This is a genomic window from Bradyrhizobium sp. P5_C12 (assembly GCF_054049735.1).
Genome location: NZ_JBFULU010000001.1, coordinates 38,262 through 60,026, shown reverse-complemented (window position 1 = coordinate 60,026; position 21,765 = coordinate 38,262). Strand labels below are relative to the sequence as shown.

The window sequence follows — 21,765 nt, the reverse complement described above, 5'->3', positions numbered from 1 at the left end:
TGAAGATGTCCCGCCCCGTGCCGAATCCCGGCATTCTCGATATTGCGCCCTACACGCCCGGCAAGAGCCCGGTCGCTGAGCCGGGCCGCAAGGTGTTCAAGCTCTCGGCCAACGAGACGCCGTTCGGACCCTCGCCCAAGGCGATCGAGGCCTTCAAGCACGTGGCCGATCATCTGGAAGATTACCCGGAAGGCACCTCGCGCGTGCTGCGCGAAGCGATCGGCCGCACCTTCGGGCTCGACCCCAACCGCATCATCTGCGGCGCCGGCTCGGACGAGATCCTCAACCTGCTCGCCCACACCTATCTGAGCCAGGGCGACGAGGCGATCTCCACCACGCACGGCTTCCTAGTCTATCCGATCGCGACCATGGCGGTCGGCGCCAAGAACGTGGTCGCGCAGGAGAAGAACCTGACCTGCGACGTCGACGCCATCCTCAAGGCGGTGACGCCGAAGACAAAGCTGGTCTGGCTCGCCAACCCCAACAATCCGACCGGCACCTATGTGCCGTTCGACGAGGTCAAGCGCCTGCGCGCCGGCCTGCCGTCGCACGTCCTCTTGGTGCTGGATGCCGCCTATTCCGACTATGTGTCCCGCAACGACTATGAAATGGGGATCGAGCTGGTCGCCACCACCGAGAACACCGTGGTGACGCACACCTTCTCCAAGATCCACGGCTTAGCTGCGCTGCGCGTCGGCTGGATGTTCGGCCCCGAGCACGTCATCGACGCGGTCAACCGCATCCGCGGTCCGTTCAACGTGTCGACGCCGGCGATGTATGCCGCGGTCGCCGCGATCGAGGACACCGCGCACCAGGCGATGTCGAAGCAGTTCACCGAGACCTGGCGCAACTGGCTGACCGAGGAGGTCACCAAGCTCGGTCTCAAGGTGACGCCGGGCGTCGCCAATTTCATCCTGATCCACTTCCCGACCGACAAGGGCAAGACCTCGGACGACGCCGACGCGTACCTCACCAAGCGTGGCCTCGTGCTGCGCGGGCTGAAGAACTACGGCCTGCCGCATGCGCTGCGCATGACCATCGGCACCGAGGAGGCCAACCGCCTCGTCGTCGAGGCCTTGCGCGACTTCGTGGCCGGCAAATGAGCGCCAACCCGCACTTCCAGCGCGTCGCGCTGATCGGCTTCGGCCTGATCGGCGGCTCGATCGCGCGCGCTGCCAAGCTCCAGGGCCTGGCTTCCGAGATCGTCACCACCGCGCGCTCGGAGAAGACGCGCGCGCGGGTGCTCGAGCTCGGCATCGTCGACCAGGTCGTGGCGACCAATGCGGAGGCCGTCAAGGATGCCGATCTCGTCATCCTCTGCATTCCCGTCGGCGCCTGCGGGCCGGTGGCGCAGGAGATCGCCGATCACCTGAAGCCCGGCGCGATCATCTCCGACGTCGGCTCGGTCAAGGGCGCCATCGTCAGGGACATGGCGCCGCATCTGCCGCAGACCGTTCATTTCGTGCCGGCGCATCCCGTGGCAGGCACCGAGCATTCGGGACCTGACTCAGGCTTCGCCGAGCTCTTCATCAATCGCTGGTGCATTTTGACGCCGCCGGAAGGCGTCGATGCGGCTGCGACCGATCGCCTGCGCGCGTTCTGGGCGGCGATGGGCGCCAAGGTCGAGATCATGACGCCGGATCATCATGATCTCGTGCTCGCGATCACCAGCCATCTGCCGCATCTGATCGCCTACACCATCGTCGGCACCGCCGACGAGCTGGCGCAGGTGACGGAATCCGAGGTCATCAAGTTCTCCGCCGGCGGCTTCCGCGATTTCACCCGCATCGCGGCGTCCGATCCGACGATGTGGCGCGACGTCTTCCTCGCCAACAAGGAGGCCGTGCTGGAGATGCTCGGCACCTTCACCGAGGATCTGGCAAAACTCACCCGCGCCATTCGGCGCGGCGACGGCGAGGCGCTGTTCGATCACTTCACCCGCACCCGCGCCATCCGCCGCGGCATCGTCGAGATCGGCCAGGATTCGGCGGCGCCGGATTTCGGCCGGCCGCACGCGCAGCTCGGAAAGAAGCCGTAACGGTCGAGTAGCCCGGATGAAGCGCAAGCGTAATCCGGGACCCCTGTCGCTCGGGGCAAGATTCCCGGATTGCGCCTCGCTCCATCCGGGCTACGAGTCCGCGGTTGCTTCGTGACTAGAACGGATAGTAGCGGATCTGCGTCATGACGATGTTGTCGTCCGTCTTCGGCGCACCGCCGACGCCGTCGAAGGCGAGCCGTTGCGTGTAGGAATACTGCACGCCGGCTTTGAGGGTGCCATACCTGCCCTGGTAGATGGTGTCGTAAAGCCCGGCGGTGATCTGCCGAACCTCCTTGGTGTTGCCGTTGCAGGTCGCGGCCGGCGAGTTCTCAGTGAAGCAGCCGGTGTTGTTGTAGAGCGGATTGCCGTAGCCGAACGGGACTGTTCCGACATTCGCGAACGCTGCCTTGGCCTTTTCCAGGCCCGCATAGGAGTAGACATCGAGGCTCGGTGTCGCGTGCCAGACCAGGCCGACCGTGGCCGCCGTGATCGTCAACGGCAGGATGGTGCCGTCCTGCGCGACCGCCGCGTCGGGGAACGGCGTCTGCGTGAAGCGGCCGAGCACGCCGTGCGAGCCGTAGAGCTGGAGATCGAGGGTCTTGGGAATCAGCTCGGCGAAGATGTGGCCACCGAAACTTCCGGTGTCATAAGTGTGATTGGCGTTGTTGAAGCGGTCGAACAGCTGGCGGTAGAGCGCCCAGGCTTCGACATGCAGCCTGTAGGGCCCTAGCCGCGGGTCCCACGCCGCCTTCACTGTGACGTCGGGCACCTGGTTCAGGCTGACATTGTTGAGGTTGTTGAAGAAGCTGCCGCCCGGTCCGGTCAGATTGACCTGAAGGTTCGGATTGAGCACACCCTGTGGTCCGGCCGCTGGCGTGCCGACGGCCGGAACATTGCCGCCGAAGAACGCAGTCTGCGCATTCTCGACCGACGCGGCCAGCTTGAACTCCGGCCCGATGTCCTGCCAGACGCGCAGACCGGGTTGCCGCGCGGAGATAAATCCCGGAACAGATTCGAAATCGATCACGCCGGGCGCATCGACGCCGCGAGAATCGATGCCCGACTTGCCTGGCGAGTTCAACGACCATGATTGCCCCGCGAGGACGTGAAGTCCGAGATCGCTGCGATAAACCTCCAGGCTGAGCTGCCGCATGCGCGGATTGAACGAGTTGGTCGCAACCGAGCTCGCCGTCTGCGCCGCGCCTTCGAAGTCGATTTCGCCATAACCGGCGAGATGCGTGTCGGCATCGGCGTTGCCCTCGGCCAGCACCGAGAACCTGCTCTGGCGCGCGGAGAAACGCGTTTCCGGAATGTTGAAGTTGCGGCTCTGCTGGTAAGGGATGAAGTTGTAGACCGAGCCGGTGTCCGAGGCGAGATTGCGCGACCGGTAGATGCCGGTGAGATCGACCCAGCCGCCGAAGGTGAGCGTAATTCCCTTGTAGCATATCTTGCCGTCAGCGCATGGATCGACGGGCAGCGCCTTGTAGGTTGCCGGCATCGGAGCGGCTTTCGCCTGCGCTTCAACCTGCCGCGTCTTGCGCGCCTCCGAATCCACGCGCTGCTGGAGCTCCTTCAGTTTGGCCTTCAGCGACTGGATTTCGATTGCGACATTGTCTTCGGCAAGGGCCCCTCCCGAAGAAACAGCGAGAATCCCCAGTATCAGTCCGTAGTTGATGATCCGCACTTGAATCTCCCTCCTCTTGGGAAGCAGGTCCAATCCGTCGCGCCGTCCCCGGCGCAGGTATGCTTCCCTGGTGTGGAGTGATTTGAATGCGGCTGCGGTTATTCGCGGCGGGGTGCATCTTCTGCATCACGTTTTCCTGACGATCAGGTTCGGAATATTTTCTCTGCTCCACCGATCCGCCCGCGCGATCGCCGCGCATGTGATTGGCAGCGCGTGCTGGGCCCGATCGGGGCATGACCGGGCCCAACTCCGCACGCACAACGTCTCGGATCGATCGGTGTTCTATTTGCCCTTGGTCGCGCGCATCACCGTCGGTCGCGGTGACTTCGCTGACGGCACCAACGCCATCGTATCCCGCGTTGCGGGGCTCGCGCTGTTGCGATCGCCGTTCGGATACATCGCGGCGTACGCGGCCGGCTCTTGCGACTGCCACTGCCACTGCGCGAGTGCCGGCGTTGCAAGCGCGGTCGAGACGGCGATGGCGGCAATGAACAGCGTGGACTTCGTCATGATATTCTCTCCTGCCTGAGCAGGCCGCCTCATCGTGCGGCCGACATGGAGAGAGAGCGGGCTTTGCGGCTTCGCATTCCCGGCTCGCGATCACGATCCGGCGAAGGGTCCGTGAGACGAGTTCGTAGATTCGTAGCCCGGATGAAGCGAAGCGCAATCCGAGACAGCGTCAGCCGAGATCAAGAACCCCGGATTTCGCTGCGCTTCATCCGGGCTACGGGAGCTACAACGCCTAATACAGCGGCGGGATCTGGCCGACCTTGACCGGGCCGAGCAGCACGGCGCCGTCGACGAACTTCAGCGGGAAGCTGCGCGCCTTCCGGCCCTCGAGCGTGCTCTCGGTGCCGATCGAATTGATGCCGGCGGCAACGCCGGCATTGGCGTTCTGCTTGATGACCTTGCCGAGGCCGGGAACGGCGCGATCGAGTGCCCCGAACAGATTGTTCAGGTCCTGCGTCTTCATGCCGGGCGCGACGCGATCGAGCGTCGCCTGCGGCACGCCCTCTTCCAGCATCTTCTCGATGCCGAGCGCCGGAATGACCCGCTCGAGGCCCGTCATCGTCATCTGCAATTCGCCGTCGAGACGGCCATTGGCCGAGAGGGCGAGCGTGCCGGCCGCGACCGCGATCATCTCACCCTGCTGGATCCGGGACTGCACGATTTCGATATGACCGCCGGCGGCCTGGATCTCGCGGAAGCGCTGCGGCCAGGGTTTCGGCGTGAGGTCGGACAGGCCGGTGATCTTGGCGCGCGTGTCGGCCTCGAACGGCTCGGCGAGCAAGGGATGAACGCCCTGGATGCTGCCCTGCGCGACATGAAGCACGGTCTCGATGACCGGATGGGCGGGCGGCGAACCATCGGCGAGGCGTCCATGCAGCTCGATCTGCTTGGCGCGCGCGAGCGGCACCGGCACGCTGCCGTCGAGCCGGTTGATGGTGGGATCGTCGAACACGATGGAGGCGCGCTCCGGCACGGCCGGCAAGCCGACCACGCTGCTGCGCCCCTTGCTCCAGTTCACCACGAACGAATTTTGCGTGATGCCGTCGGTCAGCGTCGCCGGCGCCGAGAATTCGGCGATGACGAGCCTGGGGTCGTAGACCTGGGCGACGACCAAGATGTTGTCGAGCTTGGCCGTGAACGGCGTCTTGCTCGCATTCTGCGACACCAGGGCGACGCTGGCGCCGGAGCACTGCACCTCGAAGCGGAACGGAAAGCCGGCGATCGAGCGCTTGGCGCAATCATAGATGCGGCCGGATTTGGCCTCCTGCGCCCGCCAGGCGTCGGCGGCGACCTCGGCCTGCGAGGCGGCATAGAACCAGAAGCCGCTCCAGGCTGCGGCAAGGATCAGGAGGAGGACGGGTGCGATGAATAGGCCCCAGCGGGGGCGCCGGCCTGCGGCGGCGGTCATATCGGACATGCGGCGACCCTTTGACCCCAGATTTTGTCAAATGTAAGCGAGGTCGGCCTGCGACGAAAGGCGGAGAATTCGCTTCGCTTGAGGGCGCGGTTCTGCTAGCCGTGCCCGAAATGTCGGAAATCACCCTCCCCTCCGTCACATCAGCCAAAGGCGACCTCTGGGTGTTCGGCTACGGCTCCCTGATGTGGCGGCCGGGCTTCGAATTCGAGGAACGCGTCCCGGCGCGGCTGGTCGGCGAGCATCGCGCGCTCTGCGTCTATTCCTTCGTGCATCGCGGCACGCCGGAAAAGCCGGGCCTGGTGCTGGGGCTCGACCGCGGCGGCGCCTGCCGCGGCATCGCCTTCCGCGTCGCGGAGAAGAATCGCGCCGACGTGGTCGATTACCTGAGGGCGCGCGAGCAGGTGACGTCGGTCTATCGCGAGGTGATGCGCTCGGTGTGGCTCGAGAACGACGCCCGGCAGCGCGTCTCCGCGCTCGCCTATGTCGTCGACCGCGGCCATGTGCAATATGCCGGGCGGCTGTCGCTCACCGAGCAGCACCGCCACGTGCTCCAGGGCCACGGCCAGTCCGGCGCCAACCGCGATTACGTGACGGCGACGGTGAAGGCGATCGAGGCCGAAGGTTTTCGCGACGCGCAGCTGCATCAACTCGCGACCATGCTGCACGGCGAAGCGCATTCCCTGCACGCCCCGGCTCCGGTCGAGGATCGCGAGAACCGCTAGCCGCGCTCGTAGCTCGGCGCAGCACCGATCAAGCGTTCCTGTTCGGCCCGCCCTGCCTCGACGATACGACCAGTCGCGCCTTCGATCGTGTCGCGCACACGCGTAATGAATTCGTCCTTCGGCAGGCCGGGCGGCAGCGGATCGAGGAATTCCACCATCAGCGTTCCCGGGTAACGCATGAAATTGCGGCGCGGCCAGAACAGACCGGAATTGAGCGCCACCGGCAGACATTGTACGCCGCATGCGGAATAGATCTGGGCAAATCCGGTCTTGTAGTCCGGCGCTGCGCCCGGCGCGCGGCGCGTGCCTTCGGGGAAGATCACGAGCTGGCAACCGCCGCGCACGGCACTGCGGGCCCGGCGCGTCATATCCAGCAGCGCCTTGACGCCGGCGCTCCGGTCGATCGAGATCATGCCGGTCTTGATCAGGAACTGGCCGAATACCGGAATGTATATAAGCTGGCGCTTGAGGATGAAGATCGGACGATTGAAATAGGGCAGCAGCGCGAACGTCTCCCAGAACGACTGGTGCTTGGAGACAATGACCAGCGGTCCCTCCGGGATCTTCTCGACGCCCCGGAATTCGACCTTGATGTTGCAGATCACGCGCATCAGGTACAGCGCCGCRCCGGCCCACCATCCGGCGACCGTCAGCATCGCCCGCGGCGGCATCAGGAAGGTCGGGAGTGCAATGATGGCGCAAACCACCAGGACGGCATAGAACAGGACGTTGAAGAGGAGCGAACGCAGGAAAATCGAGAACATCCGGACAATCCGATCAAGGGTCTGTCAGTTCGCCTGCGCGGTGGCAGGCCGTTTCGGCTGGGAGCCTTGAGGCTGCTCCGATACTTCGGGAGAAAGGTCAATCCCGAAATCCTCCAGCCGCACCCTGAGCTCGGCGGCGATATATTTGACATATTCCGACAGCAGCAGCCGCAGCGTCGAAGCCGAGGTCCACCACGGCTCCTCGCGCCATTTTTCGCCGACCACCGCGAACGGGATCAGCGTCGTCTCCGGCATCGCATGCGAGAATTCCGCGAGCGCGCGCGGCATGTGATAGTTGGAGGTGACAACGATCAGCGATTTGAAGCCGCGCCCCTCGGCCCAGCGCCGCGCTTCCGCCGCGTTGCCGCGGGTCGAGACCGCGGTGCGGTCGAGATCGACGCAGCAATGCATGAAGGACTGGTTCTCCGGCAGCGTCCGGGAAATGTCGCTCGCCGTGGAGGTCGGGTGCACGCCCGAGATCAGGAGCCGCTTGCCGTAGCCGGCAGCCAGCAACTCCATCGCGTCGGAGACCCGCGAGGAGCCGCCGGTCAAGACCACGATGCCGTCCGCCTTGCGGTCCGGTGCGACCTCGGCGCCGCGCAATTGCGACAGGAACACGATGAAGCCGGCCGCCGCGCCGACGAAGGCGAATGCGATCGCCGACACCACCACCGCGCGCAGCCAGCCGCGCGGCAGGTTCGGCGATGGATCGTCGGTCGGCGCGGTCATGCGATGTCGGTGATCCCTTCCCCGATGATTTTAGGACGTTTTGAGGCGAAGTGGAGTCCGGTTTATCGGGCTCTTCGAACGCAATGGACCATTACTCTATCCGCGTCGGCGCGGCGCTCCCTCGCCCCGCTTGCAGGGAGAGGGTTGGGGTGAGGGGGGCTCTCCGCAGGGACGGAAGCTGTTGGACTCGCGGAGAGTCCCCCTCACCCGGAATCCGCGCTTCCAGCGCGTATTCCGGCCTCTCCCCGCAAGCGGGGAGAGGCGAAGAAACCGCAAGCACACATATTCTCAATCGACCTCATTCAACGTCGCGAACAGCGTCTGGCGCGAGGCTACGGCCGTGACGGCGCCGATCAGCACTGCCTGCACCGCAAGCACGACATAGCCGGACGGCCGCAGCGAGAAGGTGCCCAGCAGCGCCGCGAACTGGTCGCCGACCGGGGTGCCGGAGAACCAGCCGGCGATCGACTCGGAGAAGCCGAACACCAGCATGGCGACGCCGCCGCCGATCACGCCGCCTTCCAGGCCCAGCCTGAGGAAATGCCGCAGGAAGCGGTTGGCGATGTAACGGTCGCCGGCGCCGACGAAATGCAGGACTTCGACGATCGGGCGGTTCGCCGCCATCGCGCCGCGGGTCGCGAACGACACCGAGATGATGGTCGCAACGATGACGAGCGCGAGGATGCCGAGGCCGGCGAGCACGGTCGCGTTGGTCATCGAGCGCATGCGCTCGATCCAGGCGCGGTGATCGTCCACGCTCGCACTCGGGGCCACCTGGGTCACGCGGTTGCGCAGGGCGGCGAGATCGAGCGGCGTGCCGGGCTGGACCCGCGCGATGATCATGCGCGGCACCGGCAGATCGTCCATCGACAGGCCGGTGCCGAGCCATGGCTCGAGCAGCTTGCCGCTCTCGTCCTTGGTGAAGGGTTTGACCTCGACGATGCCCGCTTGCGCGCGCATCGCCTCCGTCACCGCCACGGTGTCACGCTCGAGGTCGCGTCCGGCCTGCGGGCGCACCTGGATGGTGATCTCGCTTGCGACATCGGACTGCCATTCCGCGGCGGAGGCGCTGACCAGCAGCACCGTGCCCGTGGTCATCGAGGCGAGGAACGTCATGATGGCGACGACCGCGACCAGCGCGCGCCCGTGGATCGAGGCGCGCGGCACGATCGGCGACATGTTGCGCGCCCTGGCCGGAAGCTGCGGACGCTCCTGTCCGAGATCGACCAGCACGCCGCGTTCGTCGGGCTTACTCATAGACGTGCAGCCGTCCCTGATGCAGCACGAAGCGGCGCGCCTCGTACTGGTCCATCAGCGCGATGTCGTGGGTGGCGATGATGACGGCGGTGCCGGACTTGTTGAGCTCGATGAAGAGCCGCAGCAGCCTTCGCCCGAGCGTCGGATCGACGCTGCCGGTCGGCTCGTCCGCAAGCAGCAGCTGCGGTCGCGAGATCACCGCGCGCGCGATCGCGGCGCGCTGCTTCTCGCCGCCTGAAAGAATTGGCGGCAGCGCATCCATGCGCTCGCCGAGCCCGACCCATTTCAGGAGATCGATGACCTCCTTGCGGTAGCTCGACTCGCTGCGGCCCATGACGCGGAACGGCAGCGCGACGTTCTCATACGTCGTCATGTGGTCGAGCAGGCGGAAATCCTGGAGCACGATGCCGATACGCTTGCGCAAATCGGCGATCTCGTCCTTGCCGAGCAGCGAGACGTCGTGGCCGAACAGGTTGACCAGGCCCCGCGTCGGCCGGTGCGACAGGAACAGCAGGCGCAGCAACGACGTCTTGCCGGCGCCGGACGGGCCGGTGAGAAACTGGAAGGAATGCGGCGGGATCTGGAAACTGAGATCGCGCAGAATCTCCGGCCCCAGACCGTAACGCAATCCGACATTTTCGAACCGAACCAAGCTCAGCTCCGTTCGAGAGGGGGCGGACCGCCGGCCGCGGCGCTCCGCCATAGGCGATCAACGGGTTTTGCGGCCGTTATGGTTTCCGGTTCGTTAACGGTCGCCATGTAGCATCCTTGGATGCGTCTTGGCGCCCGGTTTCGCACCACCGGGTCATCGCCGAGATACGTCCAAGATTCGCGTCAAGAGTAGCTTCAAGATTCGTCCATGCATCAAGGCTCGTCCATGCATATCGTCTGCCCCTATTGTACGACATCCTACGCCATCAAGCTCGCGAGCCTCGGGGCGAACGGGCGCACGGTCCGCTGCTCCCGTTGCAAGGAGACCTGGATGGCGTATCCCGAGGATGCCGTCGAGGAGGCGTCGGTCCCGGCCATGGCCGCGGCCAGCCGGGCCGACGACCAATCCGACCTCGCCGAGCAGTGGAACTCCTACGCCGAGGACGACGGTGCCGCCGAGACCCCGGTGGTCGACAGCCCCTCGATCGCCAGCGACTGGCCGACCGAGGACGCCGGGGAAACCGCGGACGATTGGGCGGCGGCGGCCCGGGCCGCCGAGGACGACGACGGCGCCGGCGCGCAGCACCAGTCGTGGTTCCGCAGCCTGTTCCGTCGCCGCGGCGCGCGGGTCAGCCGCATGGCTCCCACCACGGCGCCGCGAAAATCCCATGTCGGCCTGCCGACCGCCTGCGCCGCGATGGGCGCGCTGGTGCTGGCCTTGGTCGTCTGGCGCGGCGACATGGTGCGGCTGCTGCCGCAAACGGCGGCGTTTTACAAAATGGTCGGGCTTGACGTGAACCTGCGCGGGCTGGCCTTCAAGGACGTGAAGCTCTCGAGCGAGACCGTGGACGGTAAGCAGGTGCTCGTGATCGAGGGCGTGATCGTCGGCGAAGGCAAGAAGGCGCTCGACATCCCGCGCTTGCGCTTTGCGGTGCGCGACGCGCAAGGCGCCGAAATCTACGCCTGGAATACGGTGCTGGAGCAGACCGTGCTGCGGCCCGGCGAACGCGCCTTCTTCAGGTCGCGCCTGGCCTCGCCGCCACCGGAGGGCCGCAATATCGACGTTCGCTTCTTCAACCGGCGCGACATTGCCGGCGGCAGCGTATAGTCGGCCAGGCTATTATTTGAGCATGATCCTTCGGAAGACCGCTACGCAGTTTTCCGGATCATGCTCGAGGTCCCGCGCGTGAGGTTGGTCCGATGCCCAGAGTGTTGATCGCCGACGACGAGGAATCCATGCGCACGCTGGTCGCGCGCGCCATCGCCATGGACGGTCATGAGACCGTCACGGCGCAGGACGGCGCCGAGGCGCTCGAGATCCTGACCCGCGAGGACGGCGCGTTCGACCTGCTGCTCACCGATATCCAGATGCCGGTGATGGACGGCATCGCGCTCGCGCTCGCTGCGGCCCGCGACTTCCCCGACCTGACCATTTTGCTGATGACCGGATTTGCCGACCAGCGCGAGCGCGCCTCGAACCTCAATGCGCTGGTGCACGACGTCGTGACCAAGCCGTTCTCGATCGCCGACATCCGCACCGCGGTGGCGGATGCGCTGGCGGCGAAGAAGGGATAGCGGGCGCTCTTGTAGCCCCCATGAGTGCAGCGACATGCGGGACCGCTGTCCCGGATATCGCTTCGCTCATCCGGCTACAGCACTGCCGCTGTGACGCGATGATCGCCCCGCACACCCGGTGTCGTCCCGGCGAAGGCCGGGACCCATACCGCGAGGTCTGTCTGTAAAGAACGATAGCAGTACCGGACCCCAATCTTCGCCAAACTGCTCCCTGGGGTTGTGGGTCCCGGCCTTCGCCGGGACGACGTTGGGGAGATGGCCGGGCTACAAGAAACTCAAAAATCCTTCAGCAGCCGCTCGATATAGTCGAGCTCGATCTGCGGGCGCGAGGTGTCGCCGAGGCGGCGGCGGAGCTCTTCGAGGATGCGGCGGACGCGCTGGGCGTCGATCTCGCCGGGAATCTTGACCGTGTAGTCGTCGCTGAACTCGCGGCCGTGAAGCGGGCGGCCGAGCGGATCGGTCTGATTGCCGCCGCTCTGCTGGCGACCAGCGCGATTGCCGGGACCGTCGCCCTGGCCGTCGCCGTCACCCTGCTGCATCGCCTCGGCCATCTTCTGCGCGCCCTTGCGCAGCGCGTCGAGCGCCTTGCCTTGCGAATCCACGGCGCCGTCGGCATTGCCTTCGCCGAGCTTGGAGCCGGCGTCGCCCATGGCGCCATCGGCCGTATCCAGGCCGCCGTCGTCATCGCCCTGGTCACCGTCCTGATCGCCATTCTGGCCGGGCTGTCCCGGATCGCCTTGCTGGCCCTGCTGCCCTTTCTGACCCTTCTGTCCCTTTTGCCCGAGGCCGCGCTTGGCGAGCTCGTCCTGCAACTTCTTCAGGCGGTCACGCAGCGCCTGCTGGTCCTGCTGCAGGTCCGACATCGACTGGTCGCCCTGCTGCTTGCCGCGCGAGCGGTCACGCCGGGAGTCCTGGCCCTGCTTGTAGGTCTTGTCGCGCAATTGCTGCTGCTTGCGGATCATGTCGGTCAGCTCGTTGAGCGCCTGCTCCATCTCGCTGTCGCCGGATTGCCCGGGCTGCGCCATCTGGAGATTTTCCATGATCTGCGCCAGCTGCTCCAGCATGCGCTGGGCCGCCTCGCGATTGCCTTCGCGCGCCAGCTTCTCGATCTGCTTCACCATCTCGTCCAGATCGCGCTGGGTGATGAAGGAACGATCGCGATTGGAGGATTGGCTTCTTTCCGTCGCCCGCTTGTATTCCTCGAGCTTCTGAATGGCATCGGACTGATTGTTCAGGCTGCGCCCGGACTCCTTCTGCCTGAGGTTGTCGCCGGCGTCCTGCATCGCCTTTTCCGCACCGTCGAGCAGCGCGTCAGGATCCTGATCCTGCGGGGCAGCGACGGCAGGAAGGCCCCCCAACAGGAGGGCGAGGCAGGCGATCGACATCGCCCTCAAGACTGGCACGCGCGCTAGCTTCCGCATTTCCGGTCCCGCGTAAATTGATTGGCCCCGTCGTCCCCCGCCTTGGCCCGGCTGTTCGCCGACTTGCGATAGGCCTGGAGCTGCTGGCGCAATGCATCCTGCTGCTGCGCCAGCTCTTCGAGCTGCTCCGGCGTCGCCTGCTGGGTCTTCTGGCGCAGCTCGACGGCCTTGTCGAGAATGAGCTGGACCTCGGCCGGGAAAGGCTGCCGGGGTCCCAGCGGATTTTGCTCGGCGCGCCGGGCGACGTCCCGCACCTTTCCGGCCATCGCCTCGCGCAGCTTGCGCGTCAGCGCCTTGATCTCGTCCTCGCTGGCGCCGCGTTCAAGCGCCTGCTTGAGCGCATCCTGCGCCGAGCGCAGCGCGGCGTTGACGCTGCCGGCGACACCGTCGTCCTCGATGGTGACCGCGAACGCCCACATGCTCGACACGACCTCGCGCATCGCGTCGTCGGTGCGGGCCGCTTCGAGCTGGAGCGCCAGGCTGCGCAGGCCGAGATAGCAACCGGCATCCGGCGTGAACAATTCGGGCGCGATCATCAGCGCGTCGAGCGCGGCGTAGACGTCGGAATTCTTGTTGGCGTCGAGCGCCAGGATGCGGCGCTGCTCGATCAGCGCACGCGCGAGCGAGTTCGTGAACAGACGCTCGGGCAGCCGCATGTTGAAGGGCTCGCTTCGCGCCTCGTTGCCGGCCTCGTCCTTGGCGGTGAGCGTCAGCGTGACGTCGGCGCCGGCATAGGGGTCCTCGCTGAGGTCCTTGACGGTCTGACCGATGCCGTTGCGGGTGCGCGCGTTCGGCAGCACCAGCGGGAATTGCGGCGGCTGGAACAGCGGGCGCGCGGCCGCCTTGGTGTCGGCGTCCTTGGTGCCGGAAGGCTTGACGTCGGAAGGCTTGGCGTCGGAAGGCTTGGCGTCGGCAGGGCGCAGGGCGATTTGCGCCTCGGCACCGGTGACGCCGTAATCGTCCTCGATCTTGTAGGAGAGCTGCAGCGCGCCGCGGGCCTGGCGCTCCGGATCCTTGGCGAGCGCAATCGTCGGCGGGCGGTCCGGCGTTGCCGTGAAGGCCCATTGCGGCTGGCCGGAGGGCGCGCGGACATGCGCGGTGCCGTCGCCGGTGATGGCAAAATGCTTCTCGTTGGTGCCCTTGGGCGTGGCTTCAGTAGGCGCGACCTCCTTGAGGCCGCCGGAGACGGCGACATCGAGGCTTCCACCGGAGGAACGCACGATCAGGGTCGAGCCGGCGGGAATGGCGAGCGGGCCGCTAGCCGGCAGCGCCGCGGCCTCCTTGTTGGCGGCCGACAGGATGACCGGCGGCTTGCCGGTGTAGAGCGGCGGAGTGACCCAGGCATCGACGCGAATATTGGCCGGCGCCAGCACGCCGTTCCAGTCGAAGGCGGCGCCGAGGCGCATCGCGCGCTCGTCGCCGGCGGCGAAGAAGGTCGCAACCAGCATCACCATGACCAGCGCGCGCAGCGCCCAGGGATCGTGCAGCGCGAGGCGCGGACGCGGCAGACCGGCGCGGATGCGCTTGAGGGAGGCGAGCGTGCGCTCGCGCTGCGCCTGCCACAGCGCCTGTGCGACCGGGTCCTGCGAGCTCAGCGTGTCGGTGAGCGTGGTGGCCGGGCGGTGACGGATGCCGGAGCCACGATCGAGCCGGGCGAGCGCCTGCTCGCGGCTCGGCCAGCGGAAGCCCACCAGCGGGAACGCTGCGGCGGCGGCGAGGCCGGCGAAGATGACGAGACCGATGGCGCGGACGACGAAGGGCAGCGCCAGCCACAGACCGGCCCAGGACACCACCAGGAACAGGCCCACGACGGTCAGAAGACGCGCCAGAGTCGGCCAGACACGCTCCCACGCGATGGCATAGGTCGCCCGTGCGAGGGCCTGCGCCAGCTTCAGCCGCGACAGAGCGTCGCCATCGCGGTTCGGGTCTGACGGGTCGGGGGTGACGCCGTTCAATCAGCTCTCCAGGTTGCCCGGTAGAGAGAAGCGTACCACAACGGCAGCACTGAGGCATCCGTTCCTGTACGGGACCTACCCCTTTTCCCGCATAACACGAGGACGTGACTGGCCCGGCTCAACCCCGTAATTTCCGCGACGCCATCCAAGGGAAACAAAGGGAACGCCATGGACAAGAAAATGCACGACAAGGGGCTGGAAGTTCGCAAGGCGGTGCTGGGGGAAGCCTATGTCAACAATGCCCTGAAGAACGTCGACGACTTCAACCGTCCGTTCCAGGAGATGCTCAACGAATATTGCTGGGGCACGGTGTGGGGCCGCGAGGAACTGCCGCGCAAGACCCGCAGCATGCTCAACATCGCCATGATCGCGATCCTCAACCGCCAGCACGAGTTTCGCGCGCATCTCAAGGGCGCGCTGACCAACGGCGTAACCCGCGACGAGATCCGCGAGATTTTGATGCAGGTCGCGATCTATGGCGGCATGCCGGCCGCGGTCGACAGCTTCCGGATCGCGCGCGAGGTGTTCGCGGAGATCGACGGCAAGGCGTGAGGGGGGCGACGTCCCGTGGGTGAGGGACGCAGCGTCCCTCCTCCGGTCGTCCCGGCGAAGGCCGGGACGACGGCGGAAGGTGTGGCGCGCACCTCCGCTCCCAACAACGAACAACGTAAAAGGAAACACCATGGACATCGGATTCATCGGCCTCGGAAACATGGGTTTCCCGATGGCGCGGCGGCTGATCGAGGCCGGAAACCAGCTCGTCGTGTTCGACACCCGCAAGGAGGTCGTCGACAAGCTCGTGGCGCGCGGCGCCACCGCGGCCTCTTCACCAAAGGACGTCGCCGACCAGGTCGAAACTGTGATGGCGAGCCTGCCGTCGCTGCAGGCCTCGCTCGAGGTCGCGACCGGGGCGAACGGCGTGATCGAGGGCTCACGCGCCAGGCGTTTCATCGATCTCTCCACCGTCGGCTCGCAGATGGCGGCGAAGATTCACGGCCTGCTCGCCAGGCGCAACATTGTGCAGATCGACAGTCCCGTCTCCGGCGGCGTCGGCGGCGCCGAGAAGGGCACGCTGGCGGTGATGGTGTCGGGGCCGAAGGCGGAGTTCGAGCTGTTGAAGCCGGCGCTCGGCGTGATCGGAAAGGTGTTCTTCATCGGCGAGAAGCCGGGCGCGGCGCAGACCATGAAGCTCGCCAACAATTTCCTGTCGGCCACCGCGATCGTGGCGACGTCGGAAGCCGTGGTGATGGGCGTCAAGGCCGGGCTCGATCCCGCCGTGATGATCGACGTCATCAATGCCGGCTCCGGCATGAACACCGCAAGCCGCGACAAGTTTCCGCGCGCGGTGCTGCCGCGGACCTTCGACTTCGGCTTCGCCACCGGTTTGATGGTCAAGGACGTGCGGCTGGCGCTGGAGGAGATGAAGCATCTCGGCCTGTCGATGGAGGTCGCGGACGCCGTCGGGCGCCTGTGGGAGACCGTGATCAGCGCGGAAGGCGCCGATTCCGATTTCACCGCGGCGATCAAGCCGATCGAGAAGAAGGCGGGGGTGGTGGTTGGCGGGAAGACGGGTGGATTGGCGGGGAAGTAGCCGCTCCAATCTCTTCGTCGTCCCGGCGAAGGCCGGGACCCATAACCACAGGCGGATGTGATTACGGGGACTCGGAGTTGCCCGCTTCGCGCCACAACCACTTCCTGGGGTTATGGGTCCCGGCCTTCGCCGGGACGACACCGTGATTGTTGAACCGGCGTGGGCTCACAGCCACGGCGCCGGCGTGTCCATCGCAATCAGCTGCTCGACCTCCACGCGCGGACGCACGACGGCGTACTGGTCGCCCTTCACCAGCACCTCCGGCACCAGCGGCCTTGTGTTGTAGGTGCCGGCCTGCACCGCGCCATAGGCGCCGGCGGTCATGATGGCGAGGAGATCGCCGGGCTTGGGCGTCGGCAGGGTGCGATCGAGCGCGAGATAGTCGCCGGTCTCGCAGACCGGGCCGACCACGTCGGCCGCGATCGTGGCGGCGCCCTTCGCCGGCTGCGTCACCGGCAGGATATCGTGATGGGCCTCGTACAGCGTCGGGCGGATCAGGTCGTTCATCGCGGCGTCGATGATGACGAAATTCTTGCCGTCGCCGTGCTTCACATAGATCACCTTCGCGACCAGGATGCCGGCATTGCCGACGATCATCCGGCCCGGCTCGAACATCAGCGTGCAGCCGAGATTATGCGTGATGCGCTTGACCATGGCGGCGTAGGCGTCGGGCGCGGGCGGCGCCTCGCGGTCCATGTAATAGGGAATGCCGAGGCCGCCGCCGAAATCGACATGCGAGATGTTGTGACCATCGGCGCGCAGCGTCTGCACGAACTCGGCGAGGATGCGGAACGCGGTCTCCATCTTGGAGAGGTCGGTGATCTGGCTGCCGATATGCACGTCGGTGCCGGTCACCTCGATGCCCGGCAATCTCGCGGCCCGCGCATAGACCTCGCGGGCATGCGCAATCGGGATGCCGAACTTGTTCTCGGACTTGCCGGTGGAGATCTTCGCATGCGTGCCGGCATCGACGTCCGGATTGACGCGCACCGAGATGCGCGCGGTCTTGCCCGTTTCGGTCGCAAGCCGCGACAGCAGCTCCAGCTCCGGCTCGGATTCGACGTTGATGCAGAGGATGTCGGCAGCCAGGGCGGCGCGCAGCTCGGCTTCGGTCTTGCCGACGCCGGAGAACAGGATTTTTGCGGCCGGGATGCCGGCGGCCAGCGCCCGCTTCAATTCGCCGCCCGAGACCACGTCGGCGCCGGCGCCCAGCCTGGCCAGCGTGCGCAGCACCGACTGGTTCGAGTTGGCCTTCATGGCGTAGCAGACCAGCACCTTGTCGCCGGCAAACGCATCAGTGAAGACGCGGTAGTGGCGCTCCAGCGTTGCGGTCGAATAGCAATAGAACGGCGTGCCGACGGTCGCGGCCAGCTCGGACAGGTTCACCGCCTCGGCGTGCAGAACGCCGTTGCGATAGTCGAAATGGTTCATGGCGTTGGCTCAGTTGGCCCGGCCTATCGGCCGGGCTTGTCGTCCAGAAGCGGGTCGAGAATAAACGATTTCTTCCTGCCCTTGGCCGCCGCGGGCGCGGCGTCCTCACCGTAGGTGGGGTTGAACACGCTCGGCGTTCTCCGGGCTTCGATCTCGGTGTCGGTCGGCCCCGCCACATTGGCGGTGGACGCGCTGGAGGCGGTCGGCGGCAGGTCGAGCGGGCCTTTGCGGCCGCAGCCGGCAAGCGCGAGCGCGCTCAGGCTCAAGACAATGATGGCCCACCCCGAGCCGGCCGGGCGAAACTTTGACGTCACGACGAAATCCCCACTACGCGGGGCGCACCATACAGAGATTGGCGCGCTCTGGCGAGAGCCGGATGACCATGAAAAACAAGCGAAATTTCGTCCTCAGCCCAATTTTCGCTCTTTTTCCAACCGCTTCAGCCAGGCCTTGGCCTGCGACGCCACGTTCTTCGGCGCGGTGCCGCCAAAGCTGGTACGGCTCTTCACCGACGATTCGACCGAGAGCACGCCGAGCACGTCCTTGGTGATCCTGGGCTCGATCGCCTGCATCTCCTTCAGCGGCAGCTCGTGCAGCGCCGCGCCGCTCTCGGCGGCCTTGGCCACGATACGGCCGGTGACGTGATGGGCGTCGCGGAACGGCATCTTCAGCGTCCGCACCAGCCAGTCGGCGAGATCGGTCGCGGTGGCATAGCCCTCGCCGGCAGCAAGCCTCATCTTCGCTTCATCCGGCACGAGGTCGCGGACCATGCCGGTCATGGCGCGGATCGCGAGCGACAGCGCGGCGAAGCCTTCCATGGCGCCCTGCTTGTCCTCCTGCATGTCCTTTTGATAGGCGAGCGGCAGGCCCTTCATCACGATCAGGAGACCGTTGAGCGCACCGATGACGCGGCCGGTCTTGGCGCGCACCAGCTCGGCGGCGTCGGGATTGCGCTTCTGCGGCATGATCGAGGAGCCGGTGGTGAACTTGTCGCTGAGCCGGATGAGGCCGACCAGCGGCGAGGTCCAGATCACGATCTCCTCGGCGAAGCGCGACATGTGCACGGCGCAGATCGAGGCCGCCGACAAGGTCTCCAGCACGAAGTCGCGGTCGGAGACTGCGTCGAGCGAATTCGCCATCGGACGATCGAAGCCGAGCGCCTTCGCGGTGGCGTGGCGGTCGATCGGGAACGAGGTGCCGGCGAGCGCGGCGGCGCCGAGCGGCGATTCGTTCAGCCGCTTGCGCGCATCCTGGAAGCGGCCGCGGTCGCGCGCGGCCATCTCGACATAGGCGAGCAGATGGTGGCCGAAGGTGACGGGCTGCGCGGTCTGGAGATGCGTGAAGCCGGGCATGACCGTTCCGGCGTGCTCCAGCGCGCGTTCCACCAGCGCAGCCTGGAACGCGGCAAGCGCGGCGTCGGTCTCGTCGAGCACGTCGCGGACGTACAGACGGAAATCGGTCGCGACCTGGTCGTTGCGCGAGCGCGCGGTGTGCAGGCGGCCGGCGGCAGGGCCGATCAGCTCCGACAGGCGGCTCTCGACATTCATGTGAATGTCCTCGAGCGCGCGCTTGAACGTGAAGCCGCCGTTGCCGATCTCTGACAAAATCGTGTCTAGACCCTTGCCGATATTTTTCGCATCAGAAGCCGTGATGATGCCCTGTGCGGCGAGCATCGCGGCGTGGGCCTTGGACGCGGCAATGTCCTGGGCAAAGAGGTGACGATCGACGTCGATGGAGACGTTGATCTCTTCCATGATCTCATCGGGACGTTCCGAGAACCGGCCGCCCCACATCTTGTTGCTCATGATCCCCTGCTCACGCCTTGCCTGTCGCTGTGCGGCCTCGTTGTCGCTGCGCGGCCCTGGCCGCACGTTTGCTGACCGCTGCCAGCCGTATTAAGAGGCCCCTGATAGCCATATCTGCGACCGGATGACAAACGATATGCTCGACCCAAAGCCTTCCGCCACGCGCCGGATCCCCATCGTCATCGCCACCGTGGCGATCGGAGGGCTGGCCGGCTTCGCCGCGCTGTACGGGCTCGGCCTGAGCCGGGCGCCTGCCGGCGATCCGGCCTGCCGGGCGGCGGTGACGACGGCCTCGAAGATCGCGCCGCTCGCCCATGGCGAGCTGGCGGCGCTGACCATGGCGACCGCACCGCTGAAGCTGCCCGACCTCGCCTTCAACGACGCCGACGGCAAGCCCAGGAAACTGTCCGATTTCCGCGGCAAGACCCTGCTGGTGAACCTGTGGGCGACCTGGTGCGTGCCCTGCCGCAAGGAGATGCCGGCCCTGGAGGCGCTTCAGGCCAAGCTTTCAGGACCGAATTTCGAGGTGGTCGCGATCAATATCGACACCCGGGATGCCGAGAAGCCCAAAAACTTCCTGAAAGAGGCCAATCTGACCCGGCTCGGTTACTTCAATGACCAGAATGCCAAGGTCTTTCAGGATCTTAAGGCCATAGGCCGGGCCTTGGGCATGCCGACCTCGGTGCTGGTCGACCCCCAGGGCTGCGAGATCGCGACCATTGCGGGACCGGCGGAATGGGCGAGCGACGACGCGCTCAAGCTGATCCGCGCGGCAGTGAATCCGGCCGCGGCCGCTCTTTAAGCCGAAATATTGAGGTTGCCGCCGACGCCAGCGCCGACATTGGCAAGCGAGGGCTGACCGGCGCCGAGCAGCGTCAGGACGGTGGATTTCTCCGCATCCGCGTTCTGCTTCATCAGCGTCGCCGAGATATTCGACTGCAGCGCGCCTTGCTGAGCGGCCAGCATGGTGCTGACCATCGCCATCATGTCCATTACGCAAACCCTCTTACCGGGCGCAGCCTAGGGGCGAGCGGTTAACGCGACATGAATTGTCACAGAGCTGTAGGGTGGGTTAGCACGACCGTAGGGTGGGCAAAGCGGAGCGTGCCCACCAATCAGCATCGCGATTGCGGAGGTGTGGTGGGCACAGCGCTTTGCGCCTTTGCCCACCCTACGGCACCAACACCCTACGACGTCATCGCGTCGGCACCGGCTTGGCGCCGCGGTAGTCGTAGAAACCGCGCTGGGTCTTGCGGCCGAGCCAGCCGGCCTCGACATATTTCACCAGCAGCGGGCACGGGCGGTATTTGGAGTCGGCGAGACCCTCATGCAGCACCTGCATGATGGAGAGACAGGTATCGAGGCCGATGAAATCGGCGAGCTCCAGCGGGCCCATCGGGTGATGCGCCCCGAGCTTCATCGCCGCATCGATCGCCTCGACGTTGCCGACGCCTTCATACAGCGTGTAGATCGCCTCGTTGATCATCGGCAGCAGGATGCGGTTGACGATGAAGGCCGGGAAATCCTCGGAAACTGCGACCTGCTTGCCGAGCTTGGCGACGAACTCCTTGGACGCATCGAAGGTCGAATCGTCGGTGGCGATGCCGCGGATCAACTCGACCAGCTCCATCAGCGGCACCGGATTCATGAAGTGAATGCCGATGAAGCGCTCGGGCCGGTCGGTGGCGGCGGCAAGCCGCGTGATCGAGATCGATGAGGTGTCGGAGGCGACGATGGCTTCCGGCTTCAGCACCGCGCAGAGCTCGTGGAAGATCTTGCGCTTGACCTCTTCCTTCTCGACCGCGGTCTCGATCACGAGATCGCAGTCGGCGAGGTCGTCGAGCTTTTCGGCAAGCTTGATGCGCGCAATCGCCTTGGCCTTGTCGTCTTCGCTGACGGCCTTCTTGGAGACCTGGCGCGCCAGATTGCCGTTGATGGTGGCCATGCCCGACTTGAGGCGGTCGGCCGAGATGTCGTTGAGCACCACGTCGAAGCCGGCCAGCGCCGCGACATGCGCAATGCCACTGCCCATCTGCCCCGCGCCGATCACGCCGACCTTCTTGATCACTGCCGCCATAATGTCATCCACCGGAACGGCGCGCACCCGGCGCGCCTGCCTATCCCCATGAGCCGGGGATCCGATTTAATCAGAACCCGGGCTCGAAACCTAGATTGGATCGCGTCCCAGGCGTGCCCCACGCCAAAGAAAACGCCT

General features: G+C 66.0%; 22 protein-coding genes. 8 read left to right on the top strand and 14 right to left on the bottom strand.

Features of this window, described 5'->3' with window-relative positions; translation table 11 throughout:
• The first annotated feature begins 5 nt into the window (after positions 1-5).
• Together hisC and ACXJMY_RS00295 are read left to right on the top strand one after the other, a co-directional pair.
• Positions 6-1,103 (top strand): histidinol-phosphate transaminase, encoded by a 1,098-nt coding sequence (gene hisC, locus ACXJMY_RS00300; protein WP_456617324.1) that lies wholly within the window; start codon positions 6-8, stop codon positions 1,101-1,103.
• Positions 1,100-2,038 (top strand): prephenate/arogenate dehydrogenase family protein, encoded by a 939-nt coding sequence (locus ACXJMY_RS00295; RefSeq protein WP_456617323.1) that lies wholly within the window; start codon positions 1,100-1,102, stop codon positions 2,036-2,038. Before hisC ends, ACXJMY_RS00295 begins: the two co-directional genes overlap by 4 nt.
• A gap of 115 nt (positions 2,039-2,153) precedes the next feature.
• Here the strand turns inward: ACXJMY_RS00295 and ACXJMY_RS00290 are convergent, their stop codons facing one another.
• The 3 genes from ACXJMY_RS00290 to ACXJMY_RS00280 all read right to left on the bottom strand — a co-directional run bounded on the left by ACXJMY_RS00290 (position 2,154) and on the right by ACXJMY_RS00280 (position 5,649).
• Positions 2,154-3,722, bottom strand: a complete 1,569-nt coding sequence (locus ACXJMY_RS00290) for a hypothetical protein (RefSeq protein WP_456617322.1) — start codon at positions 3,720-3,722, stop codon at positions 2,154-2,156.
• A 282-nt stretch (positions 3,723-4,004) separates the two neighbouring features.
• Complete coding sequence (locus ACXJMY_RS00285; protein WP_456617321.1) at positions 4,005-4,232, bottom strand: hypothetical protein; 228 nt, start codon at positions 4,230-4,232, stop codon at positions 4,005-4,007.
• A 232-nt stretch (positions 4,233-4,464) separates the two neighbouring features.
• On the bottom strand, positions 4,465-5,649 hold the full coding sequence (locus ACXJMY_RS00280) for a DUF2125 domain-containing protein (RefSeq protein ID WP_456617320.1): 1,185 nt from the start codon (positions 5,647-5,649) through the stop codon (positions 4,465-4,467).
• Between the two features lie 110 nt (positions 5,650-5,759).
• Between ACXJMY_RS00280 and ACXJMY_RS00275 the strand changes: the two genes are divergently transcribed.
• The gene (locus tag ACXJMY_RS00275; protein WP_456617319.1) at positions 5,760-6,371 is read left to right on the top strand and encodes a gamma-glutamylcyclotransferase; all 612 of its coding nucleotides are present in this window, start codon (positions 5,760-5,762) and stop codon (positions 6,369-6,371) included.
• On the opposite strand, the gene ACXJMY_RS00270 is transcribed toward ACXJMY_RS00275, so the two are convergent.
• From ACXJMY_RS00270 to ftsE, 4 genes are all read right to left on the bottom strand, one after another.
• Positions 6,368-7,135, bottom strand: coding sequence for a lysophospholipid acyltransferase family protein (locus tag ACXJMY_RS00270; RefSeq protein ID WP_456617318.1), 768 nt, complete (start codon positions 7,133-7,135; stop codon positions 6,368-6,370). The genes ACXJMY_RS00275 and ACXJMY_RS00270 overlap by 4 nt on opposite strands.
• A 24-nt stretch (positions 7,136-7,159) precedes the next feature.
• Complete coding sequence (locus ACXJMY_RS00265) at positions 7,160-7,864, bottom strand: YdcF family protein (protein ID WP_456617317.1); 705 nt, start codon at positions 7,862-7,864, stop codon at positions 7,160-7,162.
• A gap of 288 nt (positions 7,865-8,152) precedes the next feature.
• A complete protein-coding gene (locus ACXJMY_RS00260) occupies positions 8,153-9,121 on the bottom strand; it encodes a cell division protein FtsX (RefSeq protein WP_456617316.1) in 969 nt (322 codons plus the stop codon).
• Positions 9,114-9,773 carry a cell division ATP-binding protein FtsE gene (ftsE, locus tag ACXJMY_RS00255; RefSeq protein WP_456617315.1) on the bottom strand — a complete coding sequence of 220 codons (660 nt, stop codon included), beginning with the start codon at positions 9,771-9,773 and terminating at the stop codon, positions 9,114-9,116. Before ftsE ends, ACXJMY_RS00260 begins: the two co-directional genes overlap by 8 nt.
• A 225-nt stretch (positions 9,774-9,998) precedes the next feature.
• Between ftsE and ACXJMY_RS00250 the strand changes: the two genes are divergently transcribed.
• Positions 9,999-10,880 (top strand): MJ0042-type zinc finger domain-containing protein, encoded by an 882-nt coding sequence (locus tag ACXJMY_RS00250; RefSeq protein WP_456617557.1) that lies wholly within the window; start codon positions 9,999-10,001, stop codon positions 10,878-10,880.
• 92 nt (positions 10,881-10,972) lie between these two features.
• On the top strand, positions 10,973-11,347 hold the full coding sequence (locus tag ACXJMY_RS00245) for a response regulator (protein WP_456617314.1): 375 nt from the start codon (positions 10,973-10,975) through the stop codon (positions 11,345-11,347).
• Between the two features lie 275 nt (positions 11,348-11,622).
• Here the strand turns inward: ACXJMY_RS00245 and ACXJMY_RS00240 are convergent, their stop codons facing one another.
• Positions 11,623-12,768, bottom strand: a complete 1,146-nt coding sequence (locus tag ACXJMY_RS00240; protein ID WP_456617313.1) for a DUF4175 family protein — start codon at positions 12,766-12,768, stop codon at positions 11,623-11,625.
• Positions 12,756-14,723 (bottom strand): TIGR02302 family protein, encoded by a 1,968-nt coding sequence (locus ACXJMY_RS00235; RefSeq protein WP_456617312.1) that lies wholly within the window; start codon positions 14,721-14,723, stop codon positions 12,756-12,758. The genes ACXJMY_RS00240 and ACXJMY_RS00235 overlap by 13 nt, the downstream gene beginning before the upstream one ends.
• A 168-nt stretch (positions 14,724-14,891) precedes the next feature.
• Here ACXJMY_RS00235 and ACXJMY_RS00230 point away from each other — a divergent pair, with 168 nt between their 5' ends.
• Together ACXJMY_RS00230 and ACXJMY_RS00225 are read left to right on the top strand one after the other, a co-directional pair.
• Entirely contained in the window at positions 14,892-15,275 is a 384-nt protein-coding gene (locus ACXJMY_RS00230) for a carboxymuconolactone decarboxylase family protein (RefSeq protein ID WP_008567285.1), read from the top strand.
• Between the two features lie 130 nt (positions 15,276-15,405).
• Positions 15,406-16,314 carry an NAD(P)-dependent oxidoreductase gene (locus tag ACXJMY_RS00225; protein ID WP_456617311.1) on the top strand — a complete coding sequence of 303 codons (909 nt, stop codon included), beginning with the start codon at positions 15,406-15,408 and terminating at the stop codon, positions 16,312-16,314.
• A gap of 165 nt (positions 16,315-16,479) precedes the next feature.
• Here the strand turns inward: ACXJMY_RS00225 and lysA are convergent, their stop codons facing one another.
• The 3 genes from lysA to argH all read right to left on the bottom strand — a co-directional run bounded on the left by lysA (position 16,480) and on the right by argH (position 19,550).
• A complete protein-coding gene (lysA, locus tag ACXJMY_RS00220) occupies positions 16,480-17,745 on the bottom strand; it encodes a diaminopimelate decarboxylase (protein WP_456617310.1) in 1,266 nt (421 codons plus the stop codon).
• Between the two features lie 23 nt (positions 17,746-17,768).
• Positions 17,769-18,059, bottom strand: coding sequence for an LPS translocon maturation chaperone LptM (lptM, locus tag ACXJMY_RS00215; RefSeq protein ID WP_456617309.1), 291 nt, complete (start codon positions 18,057-18,059; stop codon positions 17,769-17,771).
• A 93-nt stretch (positions 18,060-18,152) separates the two neighbouring features.
• Complete coding sequence (gene argH, locus ACXJMY_RS00210; protein WP_456617308.1) at positions 18,153-19,550, bottom strand: argininosuccinate lyase; 1,398 nt, start codon at positions 19,548-19,550, stop codon at positions 18,153-18,155.
• Between the two features lie 136 nt (positions 19,551-19,686).
• Between argH and tlpA the strand changes: the two genes are divergently transcribed.
• Complete coding sequence (gene tlpA / locus ACXJMY_RS00205; RefSeq protein ID WP_456617307.1) at positions 19,687-20,352, top strand: thiol:disulfide interchange protein TlpA; 666 nt, start codon at positions 19,687-19,689, stop codon at positions 20,350-20,352.
• Here the strand turns inward: tlpA and ACXJMY_RS00200 are convergent.
• Complete coding sequence (locus ACXJMY_RS00200) at positions 20,349-20,543, bottom strand: hypothetical protein (RefSeq protein ID WP_129271133.1); 195 nt, start codon at positions 20,541-20,543, stop codon at positions 20,349-20,351. The genes tlpA and ACXJMY_RS00200 overlap by 4 nt on opposite strands.
• Before the next feature lie 202 nt (positions 20,544-20,745).
• A complete protein-coding gene (locus ACXJMY_RS00195) occupies positions 20,746-21,627 on the bottom strand; it encodes a 3-hydroxybutyryl-CoA dehydrogenase (protein ID WP_456617306.1) in 882 nt (293 codons plus the stop codon).
• Positions 21,628-21,765: the final 138 nt, after the last annotated feature.